This window comes from Pseudoalteromonas sp. XI10 (genome assembly GCF_001469895.1).
In the GTDB taxonomy this organism is placed as follows: Bacteria; Pseudomonadota; Gammaproteobacteria; order Enterobacterales; family Alteromonadaceae; genus Pseudoalteromonas.
Genome location: NZ_LOPY01000061.1, coordinates 98,963 through 116,643 on the forward strand (window position 1 = coordinate 98,963; position 17,681 = coordinate 116,643).

Here is a 17,681-nt window from a genome sequence, read left to right on the forward strand (position 1 = left end):
ATTAAGCTCCTTGACTACCGAGGGCTTTTTTAAGGCCTTTAATTTTACTACTCATAAATTGCAGGCTTGCCTGATACTCTAATGAGTTCTGTACATACAAGTTTCGTTCCACTTGTATATCGACTGAGTTACCATCACCTGTATCTGCTTGATTTGGCGTACGAAACATTTCTGCACTGCCAACAAAACGACTGCCCCCGGCAATATGTTTAGCATCGGTTCTTACCATGCTATTGCCGCCTTGTTGGTTGCTTTTTGCCGCTTTTAATGCCGAGGCAAAATCGATATCTTTCGCTTTATAGCCCGGCGTATCAGCATTAGCGATATTTGTCGCTAATAACTCAGCGCGTTGTGAACGGATCAACATCGCATGAGGATGAACACCAAATGCTTTATCAAAACTGATAGCCATAACCATCTCCAAAAAATTGACTCTGTAGTGGTTAATGCAAAAGCTAAGCCAAAAATTTAGGAGTGATTTAATTTATATAAGAGACTGAAAAATCGATAAATTTAGCAACCTAAGGACTAGGTTGCTAAGGAAAGTTTACTTTTTTTGATAGATAATACCTGGGTTACAACGAACCATGTCAAAGCTATCACTTAAGCCGGCCATTGATTCTGACGCACCTAAAAACAGGTAACCTTTCGGGTTTAATGCTTGAGCAAATTGCGAAATGATTTTAGCTTTTACTTCTGGTGAAAAGTAAATCAACACATTACGGCAAAATATAATGTCAAACTTGCCCATTAGGGCATATGAATCGAGTAAGTTTAAATGTCTAAAGCTGACCATTTTACGGATAGGGTCAACTACCTGAGCCATTCCATTACCGCTGTCCTTGAAGAACTTTTGACGACGCTCCATCGACAAGCCACGAGCAAGTGCTAGCGAGTCATATTCAGCATTCTTACACATATCAAGCATAGTATTAGAAATGTCAGTGCCAATAATTTGCGCACCCATCTTCAATACACCTGGATTTTTTGACTGGAATTCGGCAACCGACATGGCAATAGAGTATGGCTCTTGTCCTGATGAACTTGCCGCTGACCATATTTTTAGTGGCCTACGTACATCTTTAAGTTCAGGAAAGAGTTTCGTTTTCAATAACTCAAACGGATATTGGTCACGAAACCAAAGCGTTTCATTGGTCGTCATCGCATCAACCACAGCGGCACGAAGCTGCCTCTCATGAGGACTCAGTGTTTTACTTACCAACTGTGATAAAGACTCAACATTAAAACGAGCCATAAGTGGCGCAAGGCGGCTTTTAACTAAATAAAGTTTATTATCGCCTAGCACAATGCCACATTGCTGCTCTAAAAAAGAGCGGAATTGATCGTATTCGCTTTGTTGTAAATGCTTATTTTCCAAAGTAATACCACCTATAAATAATTAATCACAATGAACCCACTTTTTCACAGCTGTCGCTAATTCATCTGGGTTAAATTTTGCAATAAAATCATCGGCACCCACTTTTTCGATCATTGCTTGGTTAAACACCCCACTTAACGAGGTATGCAAGATCACATGCAGAGGTGATAATTTTGGGTCTGCCTTAATTTCAGCGGTTAGTGTATAACCGTCCATTTCTGGCATTTCTACATCAGATATTAAGAGGCCAACGCGTTCGGTAATATCATTTTGACAATCAAGTTTAGCAATCTCACGTAGGCGTAATAATGCTTCTTTACCGTTTTTAGCAAGCTCAGTCTGAACCCCAAGCGGCTCGAGTGCACGCTTGACTTGATTTCGAGCTACCGCAGAGTCGTCAGCAATAAAGACAATACGCTCACCTAAATCACGCTGAATTTCGCCTTCGCCAACTACTTCAGCGCTCACTTCAGTGTTAACCGGGCAAATTTCATTCAAGATTTTTTCTACATCGAGAATTTCAACTAACTCGTTTTCAATTTCAGTGACTGCAGTTAGGTAAGAATAACGTCCGGCTCCCGAAGGCGGCGGCATTATTTTTTCCCAGTTCATATTAACGATGCGTTCAACACCACCAACTAAAAACCCTTGCACTGAACGGTTGTACTCAGCAATGATGATAAAACTGTCTTTAATATTCTCAATTGCAGGGCCACCTACAGCCATCGATAAATCAATAACAGAGATAGTTTGACCACGGATATGCGCAACACCGCGAATGTACGCATTTGATTTAGGCATGTTAGTAAGTGGTGGACATTGCAGAACCTCTCTTACTTTAAACACGTTAATACCAAAGCGTTGTCGCCCTCTGAGTTTGAATAATAGTAATTCAAGGCGGTTTTGCCCAACCAACTGAGTACGCTGGTTAACTGAGTCTAAAATGCCTGCCATTTCAATCTCCTAAAGATAAACAATCAGAGCTGGAACAATAATTGCCTTCTTTGTGTTAAAGCTACATAAGGTTACAAAGCGTCTGTTTTTTGACGCAAAATATTTATACCTTGTTTTCAACCATAAGCATAGTCGAAACAATATGAGTTTGTTAAAAAAAAGCCGAAGATACAGTGTTTTTTATTTTCTTACTAGCCTGTTGTTTACAACACAACTACAGGCAGAAGTTTATAATACCGAGCAACTTCAACAAATCGCCATCGATTTTGTTAGCGAGCAGCTCCCTGATCTGGACACCACACCTCAAATTAGTGCTTTACCATTAGATAGTCGCATTCCTGAGAGGTTATGTGAGTCACCAATTAACAAAGAGTTACCAACAGAGCCTCCTTTTAATCGGCAGGTAACTGTACAACTTAAGTGCCAAGACTTAAATAGTTGGACTCAATACGTTCACGTGCGCATTATTGAGCTCGAACCTGTGGTTGTTGTTACCACTAATTTAGCCCGCGGAGAGGTCATTCGCCCTGAACATTTACGCCTAGAAATGAAACCTAAGCAATTTGTTAGAACGCAATATGTTCAAGATGAGGCTATACTTATTGGCAGTCGCAGCAAGCGTAACTTGCGTGATGGTAGTCCGATTGTAATGAGCCAAGTGTGTATGGTTTGTAAAGGCGATAATGTAACTATCTATGCTTCATTACGCGGCTTAAGAATTAAAACCACCGGAATTGCTCTAGAAGATGGCACGTTAGACGAATTAGTACGTGTAAAAAACAAAAAATCAGGTAAAGTATTAAATGCACGTGTGGATGGGGTCGAGTCTGTACAAGTAAATATTTAATTTTTTATATTTATGCTAAAGTATCCGCTGTGCCCGCCGATATAAAGGCATATGTTGGGTAATGTATAGGTCAAAATTATGGTAAGCAATGTCAATAATGGTCAACAACAGCCTTCTGTGTTGACAAATACCAAGCAAAAAAAGCTTGATTTACAAAAAGATAATGCTAATGCAGCCGCTGCAAAATCGGCCGCACCAAAAGCAAGTGCAGATTCTGTGAGCTTAACTCCTCAAGCTAAACAGCTAAAATCTTTGCAAGAAAAAGCAGAGCAATCATCTGGCTTTGATAGCAATAAAGTGGCTGAGCTGAAAAAAGCAATCAGTGAAGGTAAATACCAAATTGATGCTGAAAAGCTAGCAAAGAACATCGCTGCATTCGAGTTTGATGTCTATGGCTGATCATAATCATTTAATAGCTAGCAAATTAACACAACAAGTTTCGTGCTTGGAGTCTATTGCTGCGCTGTTAGATGATGAGTTGACAGCCATTGCTGCAAAGCGTGGTGATGGATTAAAGAGTATTGCCCAACAAAAAATCTCTTTGCTCCAACAAATTCAAACCATTGATAAAGAAGTGCAAAAGCTTGTTGCGCACAACGAATCGCAAGATGGCGAAGTAAGTGCACTTATTAAGCAAGTAAATACTCTCCTAGCAAGCTGCAAGAAGAAAAATGATGTAAACGCTCACGCGGCCCATCAAGCACAGTTGAGTGTTAAGCAACTTAAAGATATTTTAATCGGTGCACCATCATCGATGACCTACGACCAAGGCGGCAGCGTGATTCAAGGCGATAAGAAAATCGTTCACAACTTGAAAGCCTAAATACTATTTCATTAAAAAAGCGCGATAACTAATGTTATCGCGCTTTTTTAATGCTTGCAGAATTTGCTGGACTTATGCGGCAAGCCAATAGGTTACAACTAGACTAAGTTGCACCTAATAATATGTTACTTTTTTCACTTGGCGCGGTTTTACTTCGCCGATGTATAAATCGTGCACTCGCTTCATATCAAGCTGTAATTCAGTTGCGTAGGTATCCCCTACTGCATAGGTTTTAATAACCTGTGCACCTTTGATCACACCTTGTACTTGGCTTTGTAATTGATCATTATGAGCAATGCTGTTTTGCACTGTAGTGCCTGCGGAAATTCTTTGCCCGTAAACTTGCTCAGCAAGCTCCCGGTAAGCTTCAAGCTTTGAGGCTTTAATCGCAAGTAGAGTACGCTGCGATTCATTGCTACCTGGTTGAGCACTAATTGGCGCATAACCCACGGCTTTTAGCACTGGGTAGCTATCTGGCTCAATGTAAGTGTATTCTACATGTTTATCAAAAATACTACTGCAGCCGGTTAATGCTGCGCAGGCAACCAGCCCACCGAATAGAAGTGCTCGCATAATTTGCTTCCGCTTAAAACTCTTTGGCTACAAATATGCACGTTTAATGCCACTGTGGTACAGTCCTTGCTCATTTAGGTTATTCATTGGTTTTAATGCTAGGTGTCAGCATGAAAAATAAAACAATAGCCAGCTTAAAAAGCCTTGGCTTAGCCTTTACAATTTTGTTTTCTAACAATAGCTTAGCGCAGTGGTTTGAATCTACAGGCCATGCCGTTGTAAAAAATGGCGATACTAGCCAAGCCAAATCTGCCGCCATTAAAGACGCCATAACTCAGGCCTTAGTGTTTTCTGGCGCTCGAGTAAGCTCTGTACAGACCCTAGTTGACGGGGTTTTGACGCAAGATCAGCTGAAAATAAGCAGCCATGGTGAAATCCAGAAAATAGAATTGATCAGCGAAGACCGCCATAACGACACCTATGCCATAACTCTTCGCCTCGATATTTTTGCTCAAGCAGAAGAATGCCCTGCAAACCAATACACCAAATTTATTGCCGTGACACAAAGCCAGCTCGCCAATCGCGAGCAAGCGCGTATGGGCCAAATTTTTGACGTAAACAAAGCCATTAGTGAACACTTATATGCCAACTTAAGTAATACGCAAATGGCAGCTAAACCGACAGCCTATTACAATATGCCGTTGCGAGTAGATCATTTTTTCACTCAGCAATACGATTACAGTAATGCACTACTTGAAGAGATCACTAGCCGCAGTAACTCGCAATATGTATTACTGAGCCGTATTCGTGATTTATCGGTTAACCATAAGATCAACAACGATTATGCATTTTGGCAAGATGATAGTTTCAAGCGTGCATACAAAGTAGATTACGTCTTATTTGATGGCACCACTTACGAAAAGCTCTGGCAAAAAAGCTACCAAACAGAAGGTATTTGGCCGTATAAAAAGACTGAGATCATCGATGTATATAGCGACCGATTTTGGGCAACTGACTATGGCCAAGCTATTAGCGATATAAACCAAACCCTAACCTATGACTTGCAAGCAGCTATGGCTTGCTTACCCACGCAAGGTAAAATACTGCATATAGAAAACGGCAGGCTAATCATCAACTTGGGTAAGGCGCATGGGCTTGAGCAAGGGCAAATTTTAAATATTGCCCATCATAATTACCTAACGGATGCACAGGGTAATAAGCTCCCGCACAAAATCACCACACTTAACCAGGTAAAAGTGACTCAGCTTTATCAGCAATCAGCGGTTGCCATGAGTATAGATAAGCAACCACTGCCTAACATTCAAATTAACGATATTGTTGAATTAGCTGCTAGCGAGTAAATGAGCTTGTAGGCCTTCATGAGCATTTAGCCAGTTAGCTAATTGCTCAACACCTGCTATGTGCGGGTAGTGCTTACGAGTTGCAATGACAACTTGGCGCTGCTGATTAGGTGTTATAGCTAAGTACTTCACTCCTTCACGTGGTGTACATGCAAGCTTAGGAACAAAGGTTACCCCGTCATTCATTGCCACCAGCGCGAGTAAGGTTTCGATACTGTTACCTTTATATTGATTCGAGACTTCAACCCCTGCTGAAAAACAAAATTGCTCAGCTTGCTCTTTAAAGCAATGCCCTTCGTTTAACATTAATAAGTCACATTCATGTAATTGAGCTAAGGCAACTTCACTATGTTGTGCTAAAGCGTGTTGCTCAGAAACTGCAACTAAGAAGTCTTCTTTATAAAGCGGTGACACATGATAAGGCGCTAAATCAGCCACATCAGCAACAATTGCAATATCAATCTCACCATTATCAAGAGCCACCAGCGTTTGCGCTGTTTGCATTTCTATAAATGAAAACTGGGTTTCACTAAAGGCCTGCTTCATTGAAGTTAAGAGTGTTGGCAGCAAATAAGGTGCAATGGTAGGAATAATACCTACATTGATTTTACCCTTTAGTGGGTCATGTGAGCTGGCGGCTATTTCTTTAAGCACTTGGGTTTGATCTAGGATCAGTGTGATCTGCTTAAGAAGTTGTTCACCCTGCACAGTCAACGTGACCTGTTTAGTTGAGCGGTCAAAAATAACAACTCCCAGCTCTTGTTCAAGCTTTTTAACTTGCCCGCTTAATGTCGGTTGGCTGACATAGCAAGCATCAGCTGCTTTTCTGAAGTGCTTATATTGCGCAACCGCTTTTACGTATTCAAAGTCTTTTAAATTCATATCACACCACCAATAGCTTTTACCTATCATACTAATACAAACAAACGATTGGAGCTATCATAAATTAAATCGCATAATGGCACTCAACAAATCAAGAGGAATCAAAACAATGTTAAACAATATTGAAGGCCAAAAAGTACCAAACGTTACATTCGCAACACGTGTAGACGAGCAGTGGAAATCAATGACCACTGACGAAATTTTTAAAGGTAAAACAGTTGTGCTATTTGCATTACCAGGTGCATTTACACCAACATGTTCATCAACTCACTTGCCACGTTATAACGAGCTTGCAGCTGTATTTAAACAAAACGGTGTTGATGACATTGTATGTATTTCTGTAAACGATACCTTCGTAATGAATGCATGGGCACAAAACCAAGAAGCGCAAAATATCACTCTATTACCAGACGGTAATGGCGAATTTACCGACGGCATGGGTATGCTAGTCGATAAAAACGACTTAGGTTTTGGTAAGCGCAGTTGGCGTTATTCTATGCTGGTAAAGGACGGCGTTATCGAAAAAATGTTTATCGAGCCACAAAAGCCTGGCGACCCGTTTGAAGTATCTGATGCAGATACCATGCTCGAATACATTAACCCAGCACAGGTAAAACCAGAATCAGTGAGCATTATCACCAAGCCTAATTGCCCGTTCTGTACAAAAGCTAAAGCGTTACTAGACGCAAAAGGTTATGTGTACGAAGAAATTGTATTAGGTCAACACGCTTCACTAACTAGTTTAAAAGCGATTTCTGGTCGTGAGACAGTGCCGCAAGTATTCATAGGCGGTGAGCACATTGGTGGCTCTGACGATTTAGAAAAACACTTTGCATAATTTTCAAGTTGGGGCTGCTAATTGCAGCCCTTTATTATTTTAAAACCACAACACATTGATTAAATTATAAATTATATAACTGGTCTGCTCTCGCCATCACCCGTATTTATATTCAAAATACCAACATCTTAGTTACCAATTTGTTACATAAAGCAAAGAATGAATCTAAAATGTCTGCAGCTACATTTACTTAAACCGTAACGAAATTAAGATGATTTAATTGGAATATACAATGAAAAAACTAACACAAGGATTGCTCCTTTCCTTGCTATGTTTCGGTGGCCAAGCTCATGCTGCGTCAACTGGTACTATCGATTTACTCACCCACCCTGTTGGCATTATATGCCTTATTATTTTTATCTTTGCTTATGTGCTCGTCATACTCGAAGAAAAAATTCACTTACGCAAATCAAAACCCGTATTGGTTGCAGCCGGGATTATTTGGACCCTTATTGCTTGGCAGTACAGTGCACAAAACTTATCTGATCTTAGCACCGACGCATTTCGTCACGCCTTGTTAGAATTTTCGGAGTTAATGCTATTTTTGCTCGTTGCGATGACCTACATCAACGCCCTAGAAGAGCGTCGTTTATTTGATGGCCTAAGAAGTTGGCTGGTTGCGAGGGGCTTTAGCTACAAACAATTATTTTGGATAAGCGGTGTACTGGCATTTTGTATTTCACCTGTAGCCGATAACTTAACTACCGCCCTACTTTTATGTGCAGTGGTAATGAAGGTAGCAGCAAATGATAACCGCTTCATTGCTATGTCGTGCGTCAATATTGTAATAGCCGCAAATGCCGGTGGCGCATTCAGCCCATTTGGTGACATCACGACACTGATGGTTTGGCAAGCCGATGTTGTTGCCTTTACCGAGTTCTTTGTTTTATTTCTACCGGCTTTAGTCAGCTATATTATTCCTGCATTTGTTATGTCTTTATTTATCAATAACCGTCACCCGGATACGGCCGATGAAGATATTGAACTTAAACGCGGTGCGCTTCGCATATTGTGCTTATTCTTACTGACAATACTCACCGCCGTGGTGCTAAAAACCGCCTTTGGTTTACCGCCGGTTGTGGGCATGATGATGGGCCTTGGTTATTTACAATTTTTTGGTTACTTCTTACGCGTGACACTCCCCGGCTCTCTTGCCAGAAAGCGCGCCATGGCAGAGCGTGAAGGTGATAAAGAGCGCTTATCTCGCTTAGGTAATGTTGTTCCTTTTGATGTATTTAGCCGTGTATCGAGAGCCGAATGGGACACGCTCTTGTTCTTCTATGGCATCGTTATTTGTGTTGGAGGCTTAGGGTTTATCGGCTACTTAGCGCTGCTTTCTGACTTACTTTATAACAACTGGTCTGCTACCGGTGCGAACATTATTCTTGGTTTAATGTCAGCGGTAGTCGATAACATTCCAGTGATGTTTGCAGTATTACAAATGATGCCTGATATGTCGCACGGTCAATGGCTGCTTATTACGCTAACAGCAGGAATTGGTGGCAGCCTGTTATCAATTGGCTCTGCGGCAGGAGTTGCACTAATGGGTCAAGCGCGAGGGATATACACCTTTAATAGCCACTTAAAATGGTCGCCGGTCATTTTACTAGGTTACTTTGCTGGAGTATTAACTCATTTATATCTCAATACAGCCTACTTCGGCTAAACCTTAATAAAGTAAAAACCCTTATCACTTTGAGGGTTTTTACTTTAAATATTCCACAATGAGCAGTTTATAAACAGACATGTCGTAATAAGCTGTGTTTTTGTCGTAAAAAGTCAAGATTAAGGCAGGCGCTTTACTTTAGTCTAATAATTCACAAATAAGGTGAATTGAGGACACACATATGAGCCAAATGAATTCTGTTGCCATGCAAAATGGCAAGCTGCATGTAAAACAAATTGATATTCCTACACCTGGACCCGGCCAAGTACTGGTAAAAAGCCTAGCTTGCGGTATTTGCGGTTCTGATATTCATATAACCCGCCACACCAGCGATGTATTCGATATCTATAAAAACCTTGGCATCATGGCTAAAGATGCAGGCGATGACCAAGAAGTGTTATTAGGCCATGAATACGCGGCAGAAATCGTTAGCTACGGCCCAAATACTAAAGGCGAATTAGCTAAAGGCACCCGCGTAACCTCAGTGCCTATTTTACTTTCTGCTGGCGGCGCTGGCGTAGGTGTAACCCCTGGACTATATGGTGCCTATTCTGAATACTTTATTGTTGATGAAGCCTTACTATTACCTATCCCTGATGCTGTTCCATCAGAAGCGGCAGCCATTACAGAGCCACTTGCTGTTGGGCTGCACGCAGTAAACCGCGCACAAATGCATAATGATGATGTTGCCATTGTGGTTGGCTGTGGTCCAATTGGCCTTGCTGCAATTGCCGCATTAAAGCTTCAAGGCGTAAAACACATCATTGCCTCTGATCCACAAGAGAGCAAAAAACAAATTGCCCTTGAATTTGGCGCCACAGAATATGTTAACCCTTTGGTTGATGATGAAGTTGCTACAGCCGCAGCACTTGCGGGTAACAACAAGGTCGTTATTTTTGAATGTGCCGGTGTAAGCCGCTTATTGAACGACTACATTTTACGTGCACCAGCAAAAGCAAAAATCATTGTAACTGGTGTACATACCGCGCCACTCAACGTTAACTTTGCCTATGCCACAGTGAAAGAGTTAGACCTTATTTTCTCTTATTACTACCAGCCAGAAGAGTTTGCACAATCACTTGAGAACATTGCGTCAGGCAAAATTGCATGGCAAAAAATGCGTACTGGTAAAGTAGGCATAGACGGCGTACAAGGTGCATTTGATACCTTATTTAAACCAAACGACCATATCAAAATCATCATTGAACCATGGCGTACAGGTGAGCTTGAAAAAGTAACTGGTTAATTTAATTGGGGGTTGCTGAGATAACTTGGTAGCCCCTACAGGAATCGAACCTGTAACTGCCCCTTAGGAGTGTGAGGAAAGCAGAACTCCCCATATATCCCCATGTACAACCAAGCACAAAAATAAAACTTAAACAGCTGATTTTTAAAAGATAAAATTAAAGTCATTTTTATACCATTGTTCTTTGCTGTTCTTTGTAGCACAATGAGCTTGCTACAAATATGCTACACAGGGAAAGCAGCAATGGCTATAAAAGCTAAAATTACAGCATCGAGTATTAAAGGACTAACACCAGAAGACAAGCGTCTAAATGATACTGAAATTTCAGGTTTCCACGTACGTATTACCCCTAAAGGTTTAATATCTTATTACCTTTTTTATAGACTCCATGGCAAACAAGTAAATTATAAGCTGGGTGTTCATGGTCAAATCACTCCCGCTCAAGCCAGAGATCTTGCTAAAGATAAATTAGCCGAGGTTACAAAAGGCATCGATGTTCAAGCTGTTAAAAAGCAAGAACGCATCAACACAGAGCAAGCTAAGCTTTCAACGCTAGAGAAGTTTCTAGAAGAGAAATATTACCCTTGGCTTAAGTCACGAAACCCAAAAACGATTCAAAAAACCATCAAAGCATTTGAGTCATCATTTAAACAATTCATGGATTATCAGATTAAGGATATTACAGCGTGGGAAGTTGAGAAATGGCGAAACAAACGCCTTGATAGCGGAATAAAACCTGCCACAACTAACCGCCAGATAAACTTAATTAAGGGCTGTTTAAGCCGTGCTGTTGAATGGGGGTTAATTGAGAGCCACGATTTACATAAAGTTAAAGCGCTAACCGTTGATAACTCAAAAGTACGTTACCTATCTAAAGATGAAGAGAAACGTTTAAGAGTTGCTTTAGATGAACTTAATATTGATTACCTGAAAGCTTTGGTTTTGCTTGCTAGAAATACAGGTATGCGTAAAGGTGAGCTACTTTCGCTAAAATGGGCAGACATCAATTTAACAAATAAAGTCCTCACTGTTGATTTTCAAAATGCTAAATCGGGGAATTCTCGCCACATTCCACTAAACACAGAAGCCTTCAACACGCTTACTCACTGGAAAAACTTATCTGATGATATAGGTCACGTATTCAAAGATGGTAATCAGCAACCGCTAAACGATTTTAGATACGACTGGGCTAACCTACTTGAGAAAGCAAATATCACTAACTTCAGGTTTCATGACTTACGCCACCACTTTGCAAGCATGCTTGTAATGGCGAGTGTAGACTTAAATACTGTGCGAGAGCTATTAGGCCATAGTGACTTAAAAATGACGCTAAGATATGCACACTTAGCGCCAGAGCATAAAGCCGCTGCGGTTAATTTAATTGGGTAGTTTTTAATTTACTATTTGATAAAGTGTTCTAAGGGGGAACAGCCAAAGTGTGGAATAAACACTTTCAATTCAGAAGTGCCTTTCATTCTTCCCATAAAGCAGTTGTAATCAGCAACACCTAATAGTAAGTTACTAATATAAAAATAATTTAATTTTTAATTACAGACATAACTAAGCATCATATAACTGTAAATTCTTAAAGGGATTTCATGAAAAATACATTTAAAGGCTTTCATAATGTGCCACAAGATCAACTTGAACAGCTGTGGAAAAACGATAAAACTCTTTTTGTATTTGACGCAAACGTCTTATTAAACTTATATGGATATGCCAAGCAAACAAGAGATGACTTTTTTAAGATCTTAGAATCTATTAATGAAAAAGTTTGGATTCCTTATCATGCGGGATTAGAGTACCAAAACAGAAGACTTGCGGTTATTCGCAATGAAAAAACTGTATTTAATGAAATAGAAGATTACTTAGTAAAGATTGAAAAGGTTTTTACAAACGATTTCACAAAACTTGCATTACAGCGTCGCTTTCCAAAACTTTCTGAAAACACCGAAAAGTTAAAAAAAGATATCAGTAAAAACATTTCAAACTATAGAAAATCTGTATCGCACTGGGATAGTGAACAACCATGTGTTCGTTCCCATGATGAGATCAGGGAGAGATTAAATGACCTCTTTGAAAATAAGGTTGGAGAAAAACCTGTAAACCAAGAATGGCTTAATAATCTTTACAACGAAGGAGCCGAACGTTTTAAAAATAAAGTTCCGCCAGGTTTTAAAGATACCGATAAAGCGAACAAAGACAATAACACACACTTTTTTTATGATGGTTTAAACTATGAGCGTCAATATGGCGACTTAATAGTGTGGAAACAAATAATAGAAAAAGCAAAAGGTGACAACGTTGAAAATATTATCTTTATTACTGATGATGCTAAAGATGATTGGTGGTACACAATAAACTCTAATGGAAAAAAGAATGTAGGGCCATTAGCGCAACTACAGGCAGAAATATATTCTGAGTCTAAAATTAGCTCTTTTCAAATGTATAGCACATCTTCCTTCATGAAGGATGGTGAATCGTTTATGGCAGTTGAAGTTGAGGATAGTTCAATTGAAGATGCCAGCACACCACATTCAGAAGTCATAGAAATTGCTATGCCCAAATGGTACTTAGATGCTGAGAAATTTAAATATGAAGATTGTAACCTAATAAACAATAAAATCTCAATTAGCAACTTAAGAAACTACATCAAAAGCCAAGACTTAGAATTGAGAACCAACAGATTTGATGACCATATAATTTCAGATTATCTGAAAAATATTAAGCAAGTTGAAGAGAATGAAGAGCGTAAACGCAATACCATAGAAAAACTTCTTAGTAATTTTGATGAGAATGAAGAGTATAAACGCAATATCATAGAAAAACTTCTTAGTAATTTTGATGAGACTGATGGTAAAAATAAAAACGATGATAGTGATTAAAAAAAGATTATATACAAGCTATGAAGTTTAAGCTCTAAACGTCCATAAAAATAGAATTTGTTAAAGGTCAAAGCATTGTTATGAATTCTAACAATGCTCATCTACATTTCTGGCCTTTAACTTTTTAAATATATAAATCATCAGTAAAGTTAGCAAAAAAATCCCAACGATATAACTAAATAGTGCCAACCTGCTCGTCAAAAGCTTGAGTTCATCATGTAAAGGTTTTTTTTGATCATTTAGCATTTCCGAATATTCAAAGGTTCTAATGTCTCTTTTTAGATCAAAGACCATATACTCATATGCGTTATTAGTAGCTACTCTTTTGATATGTTTCTTTTGCGGACTTGTTTCCATTATTGAAAGGTATTCAGCTTTAGCTTTTTGACAGTACCATTCGACGTTTTCACCATGTTTGCTGATTGACTCTATACACATCTGTACTAGTTCAATACCATCTTGAAGTCTATTTTTGCTAAAAAAACTCTCTCTTTGTAAACTATTTTTTTCTAATTCCTTAACTGAGTTGTCAATTAAATGATTAAGATAAACTGTAAAGGAAAGTGAAATACTTCCTAGTAAAAAGAAAAATACGAAAAACCGCCTCCATGCAGACTTACTTGCCCATAAAAGTGGTTTTTTGGCAATTGGGGCAACAACATCATACTCTGACTTTATGGCTTGAAAAATTCCCATTACAACTCCATTTAAATAATAATTCTATTATAATAGCAGCCTGAATTTGATATAAAATAAATATATTAGAAGTAGTTAGAAAAGGATTTCACTGTGAAGAAGTACTACAGACTATCAGAGCTAGAAAAAGCTTTTGCCATATCGATTGATGACGCACATTATCTCAATTCAGAAACTGATGTTTCATTTTGTGTTTTCTGCCCAACATCTGATGTAATTTTAGGTGGCTACAGACAAGGGAAATTCGTAGGCTTTGGTTGCGCTTCATATTCAGGGTTAATTTCATTAGATAAAGCACAGCAAACTGAGCTATTTGAAAATAAAAAAGTAAACTTAAAAGGCTCTGTGATTCTTCAAAAAGATAAAATTTCACGGTATACACCAGATTACCCTTTCACTGTTAAAGTGCCGAATCCAGTTATCATTGAATGGCTATCAGCACCTTATGATGATATTCCTTTCCAACAATTACCATATATTTTTATGCCTGAGCAACGTAAGAGTATGTCTAAGCAAATCATAAAGACGTTTTATGAACTTGGTGCTAAAAATGAGGAATCTCTTTCAACGTTGCCTGAAAAGTTCGACCCAAGGAAGCCATTGGTAGACGAACTATTTAAATCATCAAAGACATTTAAATTTGATGATATTTGTATAACGTCTAGCGAGCTAGAAAAAGCAAAAGCTTATTTGTTTAAAACTCCTGAGCATGACGCAACATTAAATATGCGTCCAATCGATATATTGCTTACAAACATAATTGCTCAGTTTCCAATACTAAAGCCAAGCCAAATTTGGGAAAAGTTAAAAAGTGACATCACTAATGACCCACGCTCATTTGATACTGACGAAATCATTGATGAAATAGGCGAAGATACTATGTATTGGTATGACTCACGTGCTGAGTTACAACAAATGAAGAAGAAGAGTTTTTATAACTTAATTAAAAAATTAAAAATAAATTAAAAGTCATAACTCCTAGAAGGACTCCTAGGAGTTCACTCACCTCTTAAAGTCCTCCATGAACTTAAACGTACATGGAGGCAATCATGCCAACAACAGAAAACAAACGCGCATTTTCAGAAATAGAAACCGCTGAATACATCGGTATGAGTCGCTCTTTCCTTCGCCAATCACGTATGGAAGGAAATAGAACAAATCGCACACCCGCACCACCGTTTATCAAAATTGGTCGTGCTGTTCGTTACTTAAAAGAAGACTTAGATAATTGGCTAAATAGCTTTAGCCGTTTGGAACATTTAGGCCAAGATCCGCATGGTGCTGATCATGCCTAAGCTATCTAAAGAGCAAAAGCGACTTTTAGTTTGGTTAGCTCAACCAAATAATCATTTAGAAATTTGTCGTCAACAAGGCCATTCACTAAATCAAGTGAACGGCCTAAAAACCTATACAGATGAATTTGGCAACCCTTACAAGTTTGATATTCGTACCCTCAATAAACTTATTAGCGAAGCCCTAGTATCCAGCGAAATAATTTACCCATTCGGACTTAAGCACGAGCAATATGCTTTAACAAAACTTGGCTTTGAGTTTGTTGAAAAATACCTAAATCAGTTCAATGAAAACATTTAAAGAAAAGAAGATAGCAAAAGCTATCTTAGACCAAGATACAATACTCGCCCCATACATAGCGAAAGTAGATAAATATGATGCAGCCTTTATCATAAAAAGGCTTTCGCCTTTTTCAAACCTGATTAAAAGCACTATTCTATTTCAGGCATTTAATAAGCCAACTCCTGTCGAACGCAACAGGCATATTCTGGCAACAACAAAAACCTTGTTTGCTCTTTTACCAGCGAAACTGGCTCACTTGTTTTTTTGCTCTGACGACGAAATTAGTTTAAAAGCTAAAAAGTATGCAAGTTATTGCCGCCAGATTGCCATTAGCCCAGAAAAGGTTAATTTCATTCACTACCAAGCATTACACGCACAGCGAAATGAGAGCGAATTCAAGCGAACGAGTTCACTGTCATTTCGTACTGTTAATAGTGCAAATAGCGAAACTAATAGCGAAAATTTCGCTGGTATTAGCCCTACTACCAACGAATTCGATAGCGAATTCGCTCTAGCAAAGCAAAAGTCTCTATATGAGTACTTATCAAATTTCGCTATGAACATCGGCGTTTCGCCTATTTCTACCGAAAACAATATCGAATTCGCTGGTAGTATTAAGCGCTATTCAGATAATCGTTGGTGGCTTCGCCGTATTCGAAAACTGATAAACCAAGCAAACGAAAAAGCAGCGATACACTTAAACTTCGTAAACAGCAAAAGGCAAATTTACGCCAGTGATGTAACTACTCGTAACCGAATAGCACAACATACTCGAAACGAAAATCTGCTTAGCTCAACGTATATCTTAAACGAGCAAGGTCAACGTTATTCACTAAAAGAAATATCAGACCTAAATGTATCAAATCCAAAAATTCGCAAAGACGAATTACTTTGTCGTGCCAGAGGGTTTGAAAATCTAGCAAAAGACCTAGGTCACGAAGCGCTATTTATTACCGTAACTTGCCCCTCTAAATACCATCGTGCTTTTTCTAAATCTGGTGCGCCTAACCCTAAATGGCAAGGGTTAATGCCAGACCAAGCTAACAGCTATTTAAATCAACAATGGCAAAAAGCCCGCGCTGAATTCAAACGTCAAAATATTGCTCCTTATGGATTTAGAGTAGCTGAACCACAACATGACGGAACACCGCATTGGCATATGCTGTTTTTTATTGAGGGCGAAAAGCTAGACGCATTAAAAGCTATTATTCGTCATTATGCGTTAGAAGTTGATGGTGACGAAAAAGGCGCAGCCGAAAACCGCTGTGACTTTAAACATATCGACCCAAATAAAGGCTCTGCCACAGGTTATATTTTAAAATACATATCGAAAAACATTGATGGTGAAGGTGTTGGCGAGGATAAATTCGGTAACGATTCGCTGCTGGTAGCCCAACGTATTGATGCGTGGGCGTCATGTTGGTGTATTCGTCAATTTCAGCAAATTGGCGGTGCAAGTGTATCTGTATGGCGCGAACTTAGACGCTTACGTTCGATGTTCAAAGGCGAAAGTAATTCGCTATTAGAAAAAGCGCGTTTTGCTGCTGATAATAGCGACTGGCAAGCTTACACGCAGGCTATGGGAGGCTTAAACATCAAAAGCAAGGATAGACCTATAAAACTTCATTACGATGTTAACGTGAATGAAGAGACAGGCGAATGTTCACAAAGCTATTACGATGGTGAGTTAATCCAAAAAGTAAAAGGTCTTTGGTTTGCGGGTAAAACCTTTGTTACCCGCTTCTACCAGTGGCGTTTAGAAAAAGCATAACAATATTATTTTAATTCGCTAAAGCTCGATTATGAGCTTTAGCTACCAAGTCATAAACAAAGCATTGTTTTGATGCTTTTCAGAAGACCTAAAGCTATAAAACAAGCTTTAGGTAGTTAAAATCCTCTTCATAACTTCAAAAATAACCTTTAGCTTCCCACTTGCCAGAATGGCAAGAAAGCTCTTACTTGGAGTTCTGTAAATAACTGTACTTACAGTTAAAAAGTTGTAAAAATGTAAACTTAT

The 17,681-nt window shown here is 39.0% G+C and carries 19 protein-coding genes; 13 read left to right on the top strand and 6 right to left on the bottom strand.

The features are described 5' to 3' along the window. Position 1: 1 nt before the first annotated feature. The 3 genes from flgB to AUR67_RS19075 all read right to left on the bottom strand — a co-directional run bounded on the left by flgB (position 2) and on the right by AUR67_RS19075 (position 2,332). Positions 2-412, bottom strand: coding sequence for a flagellar basal body rod protein FlgB (gene flgB, locus AUR67_RS19065; protein WP_054562220.1), 411 nt, complete (start codon positions 410-412; stop codon positions 2-4). Positions 413-547: 135 nt separating this feature from the next. Further along, entirely contained in the window at positions 548-1,378 is an 831-nt protein-coding gene (locus tag AUR67_RS19070; protein ID WP_054562221.1) for a CheR family methyltransferase, read from the bottom strand. A gap of 21 nt (positions 1,379-1,399) precedes the next feature. Next, positions 1,400-2,332 (bottom strand): chemotaxis protein, encoded by a 933-nt coding sequence (locus AUR67_RS19075; RefSeq protein ID WP_058586424.1) that lies wholly within the window; start codon positions 2,330-2,332, stop codon positions 1,400-1,402. Between the two features lie 142 nt (positions 2,333-2,474). Between AUR67_RS19075 and flgA the strand changes: the two genes are divergently transcribed. The 3 genes from flgA to flgN all read left to right on the top strand — a co-directional run bounded on the left by flgA (position 2,475) and on the right by flgN (position 4,002). Then, positions 2,475-3,179, top strand: a complete 705-nt coding sequence (gene flgA / locus AUR67_RS19080; RefSeq protein WP_058586425.1) for a flagellar basal body P-ring formation chaperone FlgA — start codon at positions 2,475-2,477, stop codon at positions 3,177-3,179. A 78-nt stretch (positions 3,180-3,257) separates the two neighbouring features. After that, positions 3,258-3,578 (top strand): flagellar biosynthesis anti-sigma factor FlgM, encoded by a 321-nt coding sequence (gene flgM, locus AUR67_RS19085; RefSeq protein ID WP_054553314.1) that lies wholly within the window; start codon positions 3,258-3,260, stop codon positions 3,576-3,578. After that, on the top strand, positions 3,571-4,002 hold the full coding sequence (gene flgN, locus AUR67_RS19090; protein WP_058586426.1) for a flagellar protein FlgN: 432 nt from the start codon (positions 3,571-3,573) through the stop codon (positions 4,000-4,002). Before flgM ends, flgN begins: the two co-directional genes overlap by 8 nt. A 114-nt stretch (positions 4,003-4,116) precedes the next feature. On the opposite strand, the gene AUR67_RS19095 is transcribed toward flgN, so the two are convergent. Continuing rightward, positions 4,117-4,575: an LPP20 family lipoprotein gene (locus AUR67_RS19095; protein WP_054562225.1), complete on the bottom strand. Its 459-nt coding sequence runs from the start codon at positions 4,573-4,575 to the stop codon at positions 4,117-4,119. A 110-nt stretch (positions 4,576-4,685) separates the two neighbouring features. On the opposite strand from AUR67_RS19095, the gene AUR67_RS19100 reads away from it, so the two are divergent. Next, positions 4,686-5,876: a flagellar assembly protein FlgT gene (locus tag AUR67_RS19100; RefSeq protein ID WP_058586427.1), complete on the top strand. Its 1,191-nt coding sequence runs from the start codon at positions 4,686-4,688 to the stop codon at positions 5,874-5,876. Here AUR67_RS19100 and AUR67_RS19105 read toward each other — a convergent pair. Further along, a complete protein-coding gene (locus AUR67_RS19105) occupies positions 5,859-6,758 on the bottom strand; it encodes a LysR substrate-binding domain-containing protein (RefSeq protein WP_058586428.1) in 900 nt (299 codons plus the stop codon). The genes AUR67_RS19100 and AUR67_RS19105 overlap by 18 nt on opposite strands. 109 nt (positions 6,759-6,867) lie before the next feature. On the opposite strand from AUR67_RS19105, the gene AUR67_RS19110 reads away from it, so the two are divergent. The 5 genes from AUR67_RS19110 (at position 6,868) to AUR67_RS19130 (ending at position 13,393) form a co-directional block, all read left to right on the top strand. Then, on the top strand, positions 6,868-7,596 hold the full coding sequence (locus AUR67_RS19110; RefSeq protein ID WP_058586429.1) for a glutathione peroxidase: 729 nt from the start codon (positions 6,868-6,870) through the stop codon (positions 7,594-7,596). A 232-nt stretch (positions 7,597-7,828) separates the two neighbouring features. Next, positions 7,829-9,262: a sodium:proton antiporter NhaD gene (gene nhaD, locus AUR67_RS19115; protein ID WP_082665671.1), complete on the top strand. Its 1,434-nt coding sequence runs from the start codon at positions 7,829-7,831 to the stop codon at positions 9,260-9,262. A gap of 181 nt (positions 9,263-9,443) precedes the next feature. After that, positions 9,444-10,508 (top strand): zinc-binding dehydrogenase, encoded by a 1,065-nt coding sequence (locus AUR67_RS19120; protein WP_058586430.1) that lies wholly within the window; start codon positions 9,444-9,446, stop codon positions 10,506-10,508. A 243-nt stretch (positions 10,509-10,751) separates the two neighbouring features. Beyond that, entirely contained in the window at positions 10,752-11,897 is a 1,146-nt protein-coding gene (locus tag AUR67_RS19125) for a site-specific integrase (RefSeq protein WP_058586431.1), read from the top strand. A 209-nt stretch (positions 11,898-12,106) separates the two neighbouring features. Further along, positions 12,107-13,393, top strand: coding sequence for a PIN-like domain-containing protein (locus tag AUR67_RS19130; RefSeq protein ID WP_058586432.1), 1,287 nt, complete (start codon positions 12,107-12,109; stop codon positions 13,391-13,393). 87 nt (positions 13,394-13,480) lie between these two features. On the opposite strand, the gene AUR67_RS19135 is transcribed toward AUR67_RS19130, so the two are convergent. Then, positions 13,481-14,089, bottom strand: a complete 609-nt coding sequence (locus AUR67_RS19135) for a hypothetical protein (protein ID WP_058586433.1) — start codon at positions 14,087-14,089, stop codon at positions 13,481-13,483. Between the two features lie 93 nt (positions 14,090-14,182). On the opposite strand from AUR67_RS19135, the gene AUR67_RS19140 reads away from it, so the two are divergent. The 4 genes from AUR67_RS19140 (at position 14,183) to AUR67_RS19155 (ending at position 17,435) form a co-directional block, all read left to right on the top strand. After that, positions 14,183-15,055: a hypothetical protein gene (locus AUR67_RS19140; RefSeq protein ID WP_058586434.1), complete on the top strand. Its 873-nt coding sequence runs from the start codon at positions 14,183-14,185 to the stop codon at positions 15,053-15,055. Positions 15,056-15,138: 83 nt separating this feature from the next. Continuing rightward, entirely contained in the window at positions 15,139-15,384 is a 246-nt protein-coding gene (locus tag AUR67_RS19145) for a helix-turn-helix transcriptional regulator (protein WP_058586435.1), read from the top strand. Then, a complete protein-coding gene (locus tag AUR67_RS19150; protein WP_058586436.1) occupies positions 15,377-15,682 on the top strand; it encodes a hypothetical protein in 306 nt (101 codons plus the stop codon). The genes AUR67_RS19145 and AUR67_RS19150 overlap by 8 nt, the downstream gene beginning before the upstream one ends. Then, on the top strand, positions 15,669-17,435 hold the full coding sequence (locus AUR67_RS19155) for a replication endonuclease (protein WP_058586437.1): 1,767 nt from the start codon (positions 15,669-15,671) through the stop codon (positions 17,433-17,435). The genes AUR67_RS19150 and AUR67_RS19155 overlap by 14 nt, the downstream gene beginning before the upstream one ends. The last annotated feature ends 246 nt before the right edge of the window (positions 17,436-17,681 follow it).